Source organism: Bacteroides sp. GM023, from assembly GCF_014750685.1.
GTDB lineage: Bacteria > Bacteroidota > Bacteroidia > Bacteroidales > Bacteroidaceae > Bacteroides.
The window spans coordinates 164,921-179,090 of sequence record NZ_JAAXGE010000003.1; the positions used below are offsets into that span (position 1 = coordinate 164,921).

General features: G+C 42.5%; 9 protein-coding genes. All 9 read left to right on the plus strand.

Annotated features, from left to right (window positions below; genetic code table 11):
• Positions 1-243: 243 nt before the first annotated feature.
• The 9 genes from glmS (at position 244) to wecB (ending at position 14,098) form a co-directional block, all read left to right on the plus strand.
• Positions 244-2,088 carry a glutamine--fructose-6-phosphate transaminase (isomerizing) gene (gene glmS, locus HC965_RS07230; protein ID WP_191030868.1) on the plus strand — a complete coding sequence of 615 codons (1,845 nt, stop codon included), beginning with the start codon at positions 244-246 and terminating at the stop codon, positions 2,086-2,088.
• 60 nt (positions 2,089-2,148) lie between these two features.
• On the plus strand, positions 2,149-4,032 hold the full coding sequence (locus HC965_RS07235) for an amidophosphoribosyltransferase (RefSeq protein ID WP_191030869.1): 1,884 nt from the start codon (positions 2,149-2,151) through the stop codon (positions 4,030-4,032).
• A gap of 27 nt (positions 4,033-4,059) precedes the next feature.
• Complete coding sequence (gene carA, locus HC965_RS07240; protein ID WP_191030870.1) at positions 4,060-5,214, plus strand: glutamine-hydrolyzing carbamoyl-phosphate synthase small subunit; 1,155 nt, start codon at positions 4,060-4,062, stop codon at positions 5,212-5,214.
• A 9-nt stretch (positions 5,215-5,223) separates the two neighbouring features.
• Positions 5,224-8,451: a carbamoyl-phosphate synthase (glutamine-hydrolyzing) large subunit gene (gene carB, locus HC965_RS07245; RefSeq protein ID WP_191030871.1), complete on the plus strand. Its 3,228-nt coding sequence runs from the start codon at positions 5,224-5,226 to the stop codon at positions 8,449-8,451.
• Between the two features lie 208 nt (positions 8,452-8,659).
• Positions 8,660-9,607, plus strand: coding sequence for a site-specific integrase (locus HC965_RS07250; RefSeq protein ID WP_191030872.1), 948 nt, complete (start codon positions 8,660-8,662; stop codon positions 9,605-9,607).
• A 351-nt stretch (positions 9,608-9,958) separates the two neighbouring features.
• On the plus strand, positions 9,959-10,537 hold the full coding sequence (locus HC965_RS07255) for a UpxY family transcription antiterminator (RefSeq protein ID WP_191030873.1): 579 nt from the start codon (positions 9,959-9,961) through the stop codon (positions 10,535-10,537).
• Between the two features lie 22 nt (positions 10,538-10,559).
• Positions 10,560-11,702, plus strand: a complete 1,143-nt coding sequence (locus HC965_RS07260; protein WP_191030874.1) for an MraY family glycosyltransferase — start codon at positions 10,560-10,562, stop codon at positions 11,700-11,702.
• Between the two features lie 28 nt (positions 11,703-11,730).
• Positions 11,731-12,936, plus strand: a complete 1,206-nt coding sequence (gene wecC / locus HC965_RS07265; RefSeq protein WP_191030875.1) for a UDP-N-acetyl-D-mannosamine dehydrogenase — start codon at positions 11,731-11,733, stop codon at positions 12,934-12,936.
• Positions 12,937-12,946: 10 nt separating this feature from the next.
• A complete protein-coding gene (gene wecB, locus HC965_RS07270; protein WP_191030876.1) occupies positions 12,947-14,098 on the plus strand; it encodes a non-hydrolyzing UDP-N-acetylglucosamine 2-epimerase in 1,152 nt (383 codons plus the stop codon).
• Positions 14,099-14,170: the final 72 nt, after the last annotated feature.

The window sequence follows — 14,170 nt, forward strand, 5'->3', positions numbered from 1 at the left end:
CAAGTTCTTTCCTCTTTTAATTTGTAAACAAAAACACGGAGTTTGCTTTTAATCTGTTATTTAATACGGGATGATTCTATTCTAATTGTAATCTGTTTCTTTTTGAGCTTAAAATAATATATTATTTAACTTTTTGATGTGTTTACAACTTTTTTATGCGTTTATGTCAAATAAATATTGGTTTTGTTGTCTTTGTGTTATTTCTAATATGTATATTTGCAGCCGAAATAAAAATATCATAATATGTGTGGAATAGTAGGCTATATTGGTAAAAGAAAAGCCTACCCTATCCTTATCAAAGGGCTGAAGCGACTGGAGTATCGTGGATATGACAGCGCAGGGGTAGCATTAATTAGTGATGACCAACAGTTAAATGTGTACAAGACGAAAGGAAAAGTCTCCGAACTCGAAAATTTCGTCACACAGAAAGATATTTCCGGTACAATCGGAATTGCCCATACCCGCTGGGCTACCCACGGGGAACCTTGTTCAGCTAACGCTCATCCTCATTACTCTTCTTCCGAAAAACTCGCTCTCATTCACAACGGTATCATTGAAAACTACGCCGTTCTCAAAGAAAAACTTCAAGCCAAAGGCTATATCTTCAAAAGCAGTACAGATACCGAAGTTCTCGTTCAATTAATAGAATACATGAAAGTAACCAATCAGGTCAGTCTACTGGCAGCCGTTCAGTTGGCGCTGGGAGAGGTGATTGGTGCTTATGCGATTGCTATTCTTGATAAAGAGCACCCGAATGAGATTATTGCGGCACGCAAAAGCAGCCCGCTGGTAGTGGGGATTGGCGAAGATGAATTCTTCTTGGCTTCGGATGCCACTCCGATTGTAGAATACACGGATAGGGTGGTTTATCTGGAAGACGGAGAGATTGCCGTTATAAACAGGGGAGAAGAATTGAAAGTAGTCGACCTGAATAATGTCGAAACGACTCCTGAAGTGAAGAAGGTGGAATTGAAACTCGGCCAGTTGGAGAAAGGCGGTTATCCGCACTTTATGTTGAAAGAGATTTTCGAGCAGCCGGATTGTATCCATGACTGTATGCGCGGACGTATCAATGTGGACGTGGACAATGTAGTGCTTTCGGCTGTGATAGATAATAAGGAAAGGCTGCTGAATGCCAAACGGTTTATTATCGTGGCTTGCGGAACTTCCTGGCATGCCGGACTTATCGGCAAACAACTGATTGAAAGTTTCTGCCGCATACCGGTAGAAGTAGAATATGCTTCCGAATTTCGTTATCGCGACCCTGTGATTAACGAAGAAGATGTCGTGATTGCCATCTCGCAAAGCGGTGAGACAGCCGATACACTGGCTGCGGTGGAATTGGCTAAGAGCCGCGGAGCATTTATATATGGAATTTGTAATGCCATCGGCTCATCCATTCCGCGTGCCACTCACACCGGTTCGTATATCCACGTAGGCCCGGAAATCGGAGTGGCTTCTACCAAAGCGTTTACGGGGCAGGTCACTGTGCTCGCCATGTTGGCATTGACACTTGCCAAAGCGAAAGGAACCATCGACGAATCCTATTATCTTTCAGTCGTGCGCGAATTGAACCATATCCCGGAGAAGATGAAGGAAGTCTTGAAACTGAATGATAAACTAGCGGAACTCTCGAAAACTTTCACCTATGCGCACAACTTTATTTATTTGGGACGCGGATATAGTTATCCCGTAGCTCTCGAAGGTGCGTTGAAATTGAAAGAAATTTCGTATATTCACGCCGAAGGTTATCCGGCTGCGGAGATGAAGCACGGACCGATTGCCTTGATTGACGCGGAAATGCCGGTAGTGGTGATTGCCACCCAAAACGGTCTGTACGAAAAAGTACTGAGCAATATACAGGAAATCAAGGCACGGAAAGGACGGGTGATTGCCTTTGTGACAAAAGGCGATACGGTTATCAGCAAGATTGCCGATTGCTGTATCGAGCTTCCCGAAACAATAGAGTGTCTTAATCCGTTAATTACTACGGTACCTCTCCAATTACTTGCGTATCATATTGCCGTATGCAAGGGAATGGATGTAGACCAACCGAGAAACCTGGCAAAGTCGGTGACAGTAGAATAAATTACCAGATGGCAAATTGGCAAATAGTAAATAGTAAATTGTCAAATAGTAAATAAATAGATGGAACAATTGAAACATGAATGTGGCGTTGCCATGATACGCCTGCTCAAACCGTTGGAGTATTACGAGAAGAAGTACGGGACATGGATGTACGGTCTTAATAAACTCTACCTGTTGATGGAAAAACAGCATAACCGCGGACAGGAAGGTGCAGGATTGGCGTGTGTGAAACTGGAGGTGAATCCGGGTGAAGAATATATGTTTCGTGAACGTGCCTTGGGTTCGGGAGCCATCACGGAAATCTTTGAGAATATCCAGAGCAATTTCAAAGACCTTACTCCCGAACAACTACATGACGCGGAGTATGCCAAACGTACTTTGCCTTTTGCCGGCGAAGCCTACATGGGACATCTCCGTTACTCAACCACAGGAAAGTCGGGAATCTCCTACGTACATCCGTTCTTGAGAAGGAATAACTGGCGTGCCAAGAATCTGGCTCTCTGCGGAAACTTCAATATGACGAATGTGGACGAGATATTTGCTCGTATCACTGCCATCGGCCAGCATCCGCGTAAATATGCCGATACATATATCATGTTGGAACAAATGGGACATCGTCTCGACCGTGAAGTGGAACGTGTCTTCAATCTTGCTGAAGCAGACGGGCTCACCGGCATGGGCATCACTAATTATATAGAAGACCATATCGACCTTGCCAATGTCCTGCGTACTTCCAGTCGTGAATGGGATGGGGGATACGTTATCTGCGGACTGACCGGAAGCGGTGAATCTTTCGCCATCCGCGACCCGTGGGGGATTCGTCCCGCATTTTGGTATCAGGATGATGAGATTGCCGTATTGGCTTCCGAACGTCCGGTGATTCAGACTGCCTTGAATGTTCCATTCGAAGAAATCAAGGAACTGCAACCGGGACAAGCGTTACTGATTAGCAAAGAAGGCAAAATCCGTACTTCGCAGATTATCAAACCGCGTGAGAAACACGCTTGTTCTTTCGAGCGCATCTACTTCTCCCGTGGCAGTGATGTCGATATTTATAAGGAAAGGAAACAACTGGGCGAGAAACTAATCCCGAGAATCCTGAAAGCTGTCAATAACGACATCGACCATACGGTTTTCTCTTTCATTCCCAACACCGCAGAAGTCGCTTTCTACGGAATGTTGCAGGGATTGGATGATTATCTCAACGAAGAGAAAGTGCGGCAAATCGCCGCATTAGGGCATAACCCGAATATGGAAGAACTGGAAGTGATTCTTTCCCGCCGTATCCGTAGCGAAAAGGTGGCTATCAAGGATATCAAACTCCGCACTTTCATTGCCGAAGGAAATAGCCGCAATGACCTGGCAGCCCATGTGTACGACATCACTTACGGAAGTCTTGTCCCCGGTGTCGACAACCTGGTGATTATCGACGACAGCATCGTGCGTGGCACCACCTTGAAACAAAGTATTATCGGTATTCTCGACCGTCTCGGCCCGAAGAAGATTGTTATCGTATCTTCTTCCCCGCAAGTGCGCTATCCCGACTATTACGGTATAGATATGGCAAAGATGAGCGAGTTTATCGCTTTCAGAGCGGCTGTCGAACTTCTGAAAGAACGCGATATGAAAGACGTGATTGCGGCTGCTTACCGTAAATCCAAAGACCAAGTAGGATTGCCGAAAGAGCAAATGGTGAACTACGTAAAAGATATCTATGCGCCTTTCACCGACGAAGAAATCTCTGCCAAAATGGTGGAACTGCTGACACCGAAAGGAACGAAAGCGAAAGTCGAAATCGTCTACCAACCGCTCGAAGGACTCCACGAGGCTTGTCCGAATCATACGGGCGACTGGTACTTTAGTGGCAATTATCCTACACCGGGTGGTGTGAAGCTGGTGAATAAGGCATTCATCGACTACATCGAGCAGATGTATCAATTCTAACAACCATACAACGATTCAATAATAAGAATGAGAAATGTGACATTAATCCTTGACGACGGGAGCCGGTTTTCCGGCAAGTCGTTTGGCTACGAGAAGCCGGTGGCGGGCGAAGTAGTTTTTAATACCGCCATGACCGGATATCCGGAGAGCCTCACTGACCCTTCATATGCCGGACAGTTGATGACTCTTACCTATCCTTTGGTGGGTAACTACGGTGTTCCGCCTTTTACAATCGAACCGAATGGACTGGCTACTTTCATGGAAAGTGAAAAGATTCATGCGGAAGCGATTATCGTAAGTGACTATTCTTATGAATACAGCCACTGGAATGCAGTGGAAAGCCTGGGCGATTGGTTGAAACGCGAACAAGTTCCCGGCATCACAGGTATTGATACCCGCGAACTGACAAAAGTGCTTCGTGAACATGGGGTGATGATGGGAAAGATTGTCTTTGACGACGAACCAGACAATGGAGAGTTGAGAGTTGAGAGTTATGAGGATATTAATTATGTAGATAAAGTAAGCTGCAAAGAAATAATCTCTTATCTTCCCGACGGAACCTCTCAGGGTTTCCCTACAACCACTCCTATTGCGCAGCTCAACTCTCAACTCTCAATTCTCAATTCTCAACTTAAGAAGGTTGTCCTGGTGGATTGCGGTGTAAAGACGAATATTATCCGTTGCCTGCTGAAGCGCGATGTCGAAGTGATTCGTGTGCCTTGGGATTATGATTATAACGGACTCGAATTTGACGGACTGTTTATTTCCAACGGCCCGGGTGACCCGGATACTTGTGATGCTGCCGTCCAGAATATCCGCAAAGCAATGAAGAACGAAAAACTCCCTATCTTCGGAATCTGTATGGGTAACCAACTACTTTCCAAAGCAGGTGGAGCGCGGATTTATAAATTGAAATATGGACACCGCAGCCATAACCAACCGGTACGCATGGTAGGCACGGAACGTTGCTTCATCACTTCACAAAATCACGGTTATGCCGTAGACAACAATACGTTAACAGCAGATTGGGAACCGCTGTTCATCAATATGAATGATGGCTCCAACGAAGGAATCAAGCACAAAAAGAATCCTTGGTTCTCTGCACAGTTCCATCCGGAAGCTGCCAGTGGTCCTACGGATACAGAATTTCTGTTCGACGAATTTGTAAACCTGCTTAAATAACCGACCATTATGAAAGAAAATATAAAGAAAGTATTACTGCTGGGTTCCGGTGCCCTGAAAATCGGTGAAGCTGGCGAGTTCGACTATTCCGGTTCGCAGGCACTCAAAGCCTTGAAGGAAGAAGGGATTGAAACGGTTCTTATCAATCCGAATATTGCTACGGTGCAGACTTCAGAGGGAGTGGCAGACCAAATCTACTTCCTTCCCGTGACTCCGTATTTCGTAGAAAAGGTGATTCAGAAAGAGAAACCCGAAGGTATCATGTTGGCATTTGGCGGTCAGACAGCTCTGAACTGCGGTGTTGCCTTATATAAGGAAGGGATTCTTGAAAAATATAACGTCAAGGTGCTCGGTACTCCGGTACAAGCTATTATGGATACCGAAGACCGCGAACTTTTCGTTCAGAAACTGAATGAAATCAATGTAAAGACCATCAAAAGCGAAGCCGTAGAAAATGCGGCAGACGCCCGACGTGCAGCGAAAGAACTGGGCTATCCGGTGATTGTCCGTGCTGCCTACGCATTGGGTGGCCTGGGTTCAGGTTTCTGTGACAATGAAGAACAACTGGATGTCTTAGTAGAAAAAGCATTCGCTTTCTCCCCCCAAGTGTTGGTCGAGAAATCACTCCGCGGTTGGAAAGAAGTAGAATATGAAGTAGTGCGTGACCGCTTCGATAATTGTATCACCGTTTGTAATATGGAAAACTTCGACCCGCTGGGTATCCATACGGGTGAATCTATCGTTATCGCTCCGTCTCAAACGCTGACCAATAAGGAATATCATAAGCTTCGTGAACTTGCTATCCGCATTATCCGTCATATCGGTATTGTGGGTGAATGTAACGTGCAATATGCATTCGACCCTGAATCCGAAGATTACCGTGTGATTGAAGTAAATGCCCGCCTTTCCCGTTCATCGGCTCTGGCATCCAAAGCAACCGGTTATCCGCTAGCTTTCGTTGCTGCCAAGTTGGGATTGGGCTACGGTCTCTTCGACTTGAAGAACTCTGTAACAAAAACGACTTCCGCTTTCTTCGAACCGGCATTGGACTATGTAGTATGCAAAATCCCCCGTTGGGACTTAGGCAAATTCCACGGTGTAGATAAGGAACTCGGCTCTTCCATGAAATCTGTCGGTGAGGTAATGGCTATCGGCCGCACCTTCGAAGAAGCTATCCAAAAAGGTCTTCGTATGATTGGACAGGGAATGCACGGATTTGTGGAAAACAAAGAACTGGTTATTTCTGATATTGATAAAGCTCTGCGCGAACCGACCGATAAACGTATCTTCGTTATCTCAAAGGCTTTCCGTGCTGGATATACTATCGACCAGGTGCATGAACTGACGAAGATTGACAAATGGTTCCTTCAGAAGTTGATGAACATTATGAAGACTTCGGAAGAACTGCATAGCTGGGGAAACAACCACAAACAGATTGCCGACCTGCCGAACGATTTGCTTCGCAAAGCAAAAGTGCAGGGCTTTTCCGATTTCCAGGTTGCCCGTGCCATCGGCTACGAGGGCGATATGGAAGACGGCATCCTCTATGTCCGCAAGCATCGTAAGAGCGCGGGTATCCTTCCGGTAGTAAAACAGATTGATACCCTGGCGGCTGAATATCCGGCACAGACCAACTATCTGTACCTTACTTACAGCGGTGTAGCCAACGACGTACATTATCTGGGCGACCATAAATCCATTGTCGTACTTGGTTCCGGTGCGTATCGTATCGGTTCTTCCGTAGAGTTCGACTGGTGCGGTGTTCAGGCATTGAATACTATCCGTAAAGAAGGGTGGCGCAGTGTTATGATTAACTATAATCCCGAAACCGTATCTACAGATTATGACATGTGCGACCGCCTGTACTTCGACGAACTAACCTTCGAACGCGTCATGGATATTCTTGAACTTGAGAACCCTCACGGCGTCATTGTATCTACCGGTGGGCAAATTCCGAATAACCTCGCCTTGCGCCTGGATGCACAGAATATTAATATCCTCGGCACAAGTGCCAAGAGCATCGACAATGCCGAAGACCGCGAAAAATTCTCTGCCATGCTTGACCGTATCGGTGTAGACCAACCACGTTGGCGTGAATTGACATCTATGGACGACATTAATGAGTTTGTCGATGAAGTAGGTTTCCCGGTGCTTGTTCGTCCGTCTTATGTACTTTCAGGTGCCGCAATGAATGTCTGCTCCAATCAGGAAGAACTGGAACGTTTCCTGAAACTGGCAGCCAATGTATCAAAGAAACATCCGGTAGTAGTAAGCCAGTTTATCGAACATGCCAAGGAAGTGGAAATGGATGCCGTGGCACAAAATGGAGAGATTGTAGCTTATGCTATCAGTGAGCATATCGAGTTTGCAGGAGTACACTCCGGTGATGCTACTATCCAGTTCCCACCGCAGAAACTCTACGTGGAAACAGTTCGCCGTATCAAACGTATCAGCCGTGAGATTGCCAAAGCATTGAATATCTCCGGTCCGTTCAATATCCAATACCTGGCAAAAGACAATGATATCAAGGTGATCGAATGTAACCTGCGTGCCAGCCGTTCTTTCCCGTTTGTCAGCAAGGTACTGAAAATAAACTTTATCGAACTGGCAACGAAAGTAATGCTCGGCCTTCCTGTTGAGAAACCGGAGAAGAACCTCTTCGAACTGGATTATGTCGGCATCAAGGCTTCACAATTCTCCTTCAACCGCTTGCAGAAAGCCGACCCTGTCTTGGGTGTAGATATGGCTTCTACCGGTGAAGTAGGGTGTATCGGCATGGATACTTCTTGTGCCGTTCTGAAAGCAATGCTTGCCGTAGGCTATCGTATTCCGAAGAAGAACATTCTGCTTTCAACAGGTACGATGAAGCAAAAAGCCGATATGATGGACGCTGCCCGTATGCTGGTGAACAAAGGATACAAACTCTTTGCAACCGGAGGTACACATAGGACACTTGCTGAAAATGGTATTGAAAGTACCCATGTCTATTGGCCGAGCGAAGAGGGACATCCGCAAGCATTGGAAATGCTTCACAGCAAGGAGATAGATATGGTAGTCAACATTCCGAAGAATCTGACAGCCGGAGAATTGAGCAACGGATACAAAATCCGCCGTGCTGCCATCGACTTGAATATCCCGCTGATTACGAATGCCCGTTTGGCCAGTGCTTTTATAAATGCTTTCTGTACAATGAGCATTGATGATATTGCCATTAAGAGTTGGGCAGAATATAAATAAGAAGATAAGTTGTTGTATAATAAGTAGAAAGAGTCGTCTTCATGTTTTGGAGACGGCTCTTTTGGGATGATATGCCAATTTAAGTATTAAATCGTATAGGATTTTAAAAACTTTATAAGAAAACTGTAGTTAATTACCTTATTTGTTGGAAATTCGTTCTATTTCTCGTAATATCATACTGATTTTATAAATTAATAGATTAAAAATTATGAGAAAAGACGGATTTACCGTATGTGCAAACAATTATGTGGAGTGTTTGCGCCGGGAAGGGCGCTATGCAACAGCACATGTTTATGAGAATGCACTTCGCTCTTTCACAATGTTTTGTGGAACAGCGTGTGTGTCATTCAGCCAAATCACTCGTGAGAACTTGAAGCGATACAGCAATTATCTGCTGTCTTGTCGCTTGAAGCTCAACACCATTTCTACGTATATGCGAATGTTGCGCTGCATATACAATAAAGGGGTAGATACACATCAAGCCCCCTATGTTCATCGTTTGTTTCGTGATGTTTTTACCGGAGTGGATACCCGTCAGAAGAAAGCCATTCCTGTGAACGAATTGCACACATTACTTTACAAAGACCCACAGTCCGAAAAACTGCGCCGAACGCAGGCTATTGCTAATTTATTGTTTTTATTCTGTGGAATGCCTTTTGCCGATCTCGCCCATCTGGAAAAATCGAATTTAGAAGGGAATATTCTGAAGTACAATCGTACCAAGACAGGAACTCCCATGAGTGTGGAAATCCTAGATTCGGCATCAGACATCGTTTCCCGGCTTCGCAATTCCCATCCGGCAGTTCTACCCGAACATCCCGACTATCTTTTTTATATATTAAGTGGGAAAAACAAACGAGATGAGGAAGCCGCCTATAAAGAATACCAATCCACCTTGCGGCGTTTCAATAATGAGTTGAAGATTTTAGCCAGGAAATTACGTATCCGTTCATCCGTAACTTCTTACACGTTTCGTCATTCCTGGGCTACTACTGCTAAATACCGGGGTGTTCCTATTGAAATGATAAGTGAATCACTAGGACATAAATCTATTAAGACAACACAAATCTATTTGAAAGGCTTTGACCTGAACGAACGTACAAAAATAAACCGACTGAATTATTCTTACGTGAGGAATTATAGGGGAATTCTGTGAGAAACATATTAAAGTTCTGATATCCAGTCGAATTGCACGGTTGTTACTTCTTAGGTAACGGAAATTATTCGGTGCAAATATAGACAAAATAGTTAATAGCGTACAAGCAAAATTCCTTTTTTTTCTCTTTTTATTTAAATATATAGTAAAAATGTATCCGAACATGAAACACTTTTGTCTCATGTTCAATGATTTCTATTGTCTGCACTGAACGATTTTCCTCTGTAAATCAGGCAGAAAACTCCCAAACTTCCCTATTTGTATGCATTTCTTCTTCTTATTGTGGTAGGTTGTCAGTAGCCTATATTTCCGTTACCTAAGAAGTAATGGAAATATAAGGGGTAAAAAAGTATGATTCTAAGAAAAGAAGGAACTTTAAATGCTGGGCCTAATATTGGGACAGGGGAAGGCGTAGCACACTCTAAGCGCTGGTATGTAGCTCTCGTGCGAATGCACCACGAGCGGAAAGTAGCAGAACGTTTAGCAAAGATGGGAATTGAAAATTTTGTACCAATTCAACAGGAGGTACATCAATGGAGCGACCGTCGCAAAGTAGTTGAATCTGTGCTACTTCCAATGATGGTATTTGTGCATGCAGATACGAAAGAACGTAAAGAGGTTCTTTCCTTTTCTACAGTAAGTCGGTATATGGTAATGCGTGGTGAGAATAGTCCGACTATTATTCCGGATGATCAAATGGCCCGTTTTCGTTTTATGCTTGACTATTCAGAAGATGCAATTTGCATGAATAGTGCTCCTTTGGCACGTGGAGAAAAAGTACGTGTTGTCAAAGGACCTTTGACAGGGCTTGTAGGGGAACTTGTAATGGTAGATGGAAAGAGTAAAATTGCTGTTCGACTAAATATGTTAGGATGCGCTTGCGCAGATATGCCGGTGGGGTATGTAGAGCCAATTGAAGAAAAGAATTAAGCCTAAAATACGATAAATTATTATGATGTATATTTATATTGGAGGTACTTTTTTACTTTCAGTACTGTTAGCTACTATTGTTATTCCAAGAATAATATTTATTTCTTATAAGAAACGTCTCTTTGACGTTCCTGATGGTCGTAAAGTACATAAAACTCCCGTCCCTCGTTTGGGCGGTCTGGCTTTTTTGCCCGTTATATTAATTTCTCTCTGTATTATTACAGGAGTTCGTTATTACATGAATGAACCTGTTGCTCCCGTATGGTCATCCTGTTTATTTATGCGTTATCTTTTCCTTGTTGCCGGAACAACATTGCTTTATCTTGTTGGTGTAGCGGATGATTTAGTAGGGGTGGGGTATCGATACAAATTTGTAGTACAGATTCTTTCTGCTTCTTTTCTTCCACTTTCCGGTCTATGGATTAACGATTTAGGCGGATTATTAGGGCTTCATGCCATCCCAGCATTTATTGGTATGCCTCTAACTGTTTTTCTTGTAGTCTATATTACGAATGCAATTAACTTGATAGATGGAATTGATGGTTTGGCTTCAGGGCTTACTTGTATTGCGTTGGGTTTACTCATTATTGTATGCATGTTTGTAGGTCAATGGACTCATGCCCTTTTAGCCTCTGCTACATTAGGAGTTGTCATTACTTTCTTCTATTATAATGTGTTCAGTATATCTGGTCGAAAGCTGTTTATGGGAGATGCGGGAAGTCTGACTCTCGGCTATATCCTTAGCTTTTTGATTCTTCATTTTTGGACAAGACAAGAGTATTGGAATCCGTTCGAACTAAATCTAAATATGGTGACTATATCTACATTGCTTATTCCTTTACTTGATGTAGTACGTGTGTTTTATTCTCGTGCTAAAGATGGACGCAATCCTTTTTTGCCAGATAAAAATCATATTCATCATAAATTGTTACGTACTGGAATGAGAGTGCGTAGCGTGATGGTTACATTGCTATTATTATCTTTATTTTTGGTAGTGTCCAATTTTGTATTATCATTTTATATTAATGCAACTTTCATGCTTCTTTTCGATTTGATATTTTGGTGTACTTCACATCTTGTTATTAATCGAGCTATCGTAAAGCACGAAAAGCTAACTGGGAAAAAGTGGTACAAGACTTATATACATGTGCCATCCAATAAGTAAATTCAATCATATTCAAAATAAAATAATCATGAAAGCTTGTTTTATGGGGTTAGGCTATATTGGCCTGCCTACAGCTATTATTGCCGCTAAGCACGGTATTCAGGTAGTCGGAGTTGATATCAATCCGAAAGTCGTTGAAATGACCAATCAAGGCAAATTGCATATCATAGAGCCGGGGATGGAAGATATGTTGCAAGAAGTTGTTAAAACGGGTAGCTTGAAAGCTGCTACTGTTCCTGAAGTAAGTGATGCCTATTTTATGGTGGTTCCTACGCCGTTCAAAGGAAATCACGAGCCTGACATTTCATATGTTGAAGCAGCGACTCGTGCTGTGCTTCCTTTATTAAAGGAAGGCGATTTATATGTTATAGAATCTACTTCACCTGTAGGTACTACCGATAAGATGAAAGACCTTATTTTTTCAGAACGTCCTGAACTGACTGATAAAATTTATATAGCTTATTGCCCCGAACGTGTATTGCCTGGTAATGTTATTTACGAGCTTATACATAATGATCGTGTTATTGGTGGTATGGATGATTCGTCTACTGATAAGGCTATTTCTTTCTACAGCCAGTTTGTACAAGGTACACTTCATCGTACAAATTGTAAAACTGCCGAAATGTGTAAACTGACTGAAAACTCAAGTCGTGATGTACAAATAGCTTTTGCTAATGAACTTTCGCTTATTTGTGATAAGGCTGGCATTAATGTATGGGAGTTAATTAATTTGGCAAATAAGCACCCGCGTGTTAATATTTTGCAGCCGGGATGTGGCGTAGGCGGACATTGTATTGCAGTGGATCCATATTTTATAACTGCTGAATTTCCTATGGAATCTAAGATTATCGGTCAGGCGCGTGAAATTAATAATTATAAATCATTTTGGTGTGCTGAAAAAGTTCAGAATGAAATGTTGAAATTCGAACTTGAACATCATCGTAAGCCTTGTGTTGCTATGATGGGACTTGCTTTTAAACCCAATATTGATGATTTGCGTGAATCTCCTGCCAAATACATCGTAACTAAAGTAATGCAAAGTTGTAATAATGCTAATATTTTGGTTGTTGAGCCTAACGTGAAAGAACATAATGTATTTAAGCTTACAGATTATAAAGAGGCTTATGAAAAGGCAGATATCATAGTTTTTTTGACCGCTCATGAACCGTTTAAAAATCTTGATTGTCGTGAAGATAAAGTTATTTTAGATTTCTGCGGTATTTTCAAAAAATAAAACACACATAATGAAAAAGATAATGTTGGTCTTCGGGACTCGTCCCGAAGCTATTAAAATGGCACCATTGGTGAAAGAGTTTCAGAAACACCCTGATAAATTTCAAACCATTGTCTGTGTTACTGGACAACATCGTCAAATGTTAGATCAAGTGTTGGGCTTATTTGAAATCACGCCTGACTATGATCTTAATATTATGAAACAAGGGCAGGATCTTTATGATGTGACAGCACGTGTTCTTATTGGTATGCGGGATATTTTAAAAGAAGTGCAACCAGATATTGTATTAGTGCACGGTGATACTACTACCAGTACTGCTGCTGCTCTTGCTGCTTTCTATCAACAAATACCTGTAGGACATGTAGAAGCGGGACTTCGTACACATAATATCTATAGTCCGTGGCCAGAAGAAATGAATCGTCAAATAACAGGTCGTATTGCTACTTATAATTTTTCACCTACATCTTTGAGTAAGAGTAATCTTTTGAAGGAAAATATTAATCCTGATTCAATTGTTGTTACTGGAAATACAGTTATTGATGCCTTGCATCAGGTCGTTACAAAGATAAAAACAGATACTACTCTTGCCACTGAATTAGATAAGGTTCTTGAACAAAGCGGATACGATGTAAAACGTCTGCAGAATGATAGGAAACTAGTACTTATAACAGGACATCGTCGTGAAAATTTTGGCGATGGTTTCATTCAAATGTGTACTGCCATAAAGGATTTAACGCAAAAGTATCCTAATGTCGATTTTGTTTATCCGATGCATCTTAATCCTAATGTGCGTAAACCTATTCATGAAGTATTTGGTGAGAATCTCTCTGATTTGAGTAATATGTTTTTCATCGAGCCTCTTGAATATTTGAGTTTTGTCTACCTAATGGAGAAATCAACCATTGTATTGACTGATAGTGGTGGTATTCAAGAAGAGGCACCGGGATTGGGTAAGCCTGTATTGGTAATGCGCGATACGACGGAACGTCCGGAAGCTCTATCTGCAGGGACAGTTAAGTTAGTAGGAACAGATTATAGTAAAATACTGAATGAAGTATCTACTTTATTGGATGATGTAGAAGCCTACAAGAAGATGAGTATGGCTGTCAATCCTTATGGAGATGGATTGGCTTGCGGAAGAATTGTGAAGTCCTTAGGGTAATTAATAGTGAGCTTATATTGCAAAATGTAATACGAAATAGTTGAAAAAAGTCTTGATTATAGTGAAAGTTCT

What these genes read in the sequence shown, in the direction of transcription:
- carB (WP_191030871.1), top strand. Translation starts at nt 5,224, where the DNA reads ATGAAAGAAAATATAAAGAAAGTATTACTGCTGGGTTCCGGTGCCCTG.
- HC965_RS07260 (WP_191030874.1), top strand. Translation starts at nt 10,560, where the DNA reads ATGATGTATATTTATATTGGAGGTACTTTTTTACTTTCAGTACTGTTA.
- carA (WP_191030870.1), top strand. Translation starts at nt 4,060, where the DNA reads ATGAGAAATGTGACATTAATCCTTGACGACGGGAGCCGGTTTTCCGGC.
- wecB (WP_191030876.1), top strand. Translation starts at nt 12,947, where the DNA reads ATGAAAAAGATAATGTTGGTCTTCGGGACTCGTCCCGAAGCTATTAAA.
- glmS (WP_191030868.1), top strand. Translation starts at nt 244, where the DNA reads ATGTGTGGAATAGTAGGCTATATTGGTAAAAGAAAAGCCTACCCTATC.
- wecC (WP_191030875.1), top strand. Translation starts at nt 11,731, where the DNA reads ATGAAAGCTTGTTTTATGGGGTTAGGCTATATTGGCCTGCCTACAGCT.
- HC965_RS07235 (WP_191030869.1), top strand. Translation starts at nt 2,149, where the DNA reads ATGGAACAATTGAAACATGAATGTGGCGTTGCCATGATACGCCTGCTC.
- HC965_RS07255 (WP_191030873.1), top strand. Translation starts at nt 9,959, where the DNA reads ATGATTCTAAGAAAAGAAGGAACTTTAAATGCTGGGCCTAATATTGGG.
- HC965_RS07250 (WP_191030872.1), top strand. Translation starts at nt 8,660, where the DNA reads ATGAGAAAAGACGGATTTACCGTATGTGCAAACAATTATGTGGAGTGT.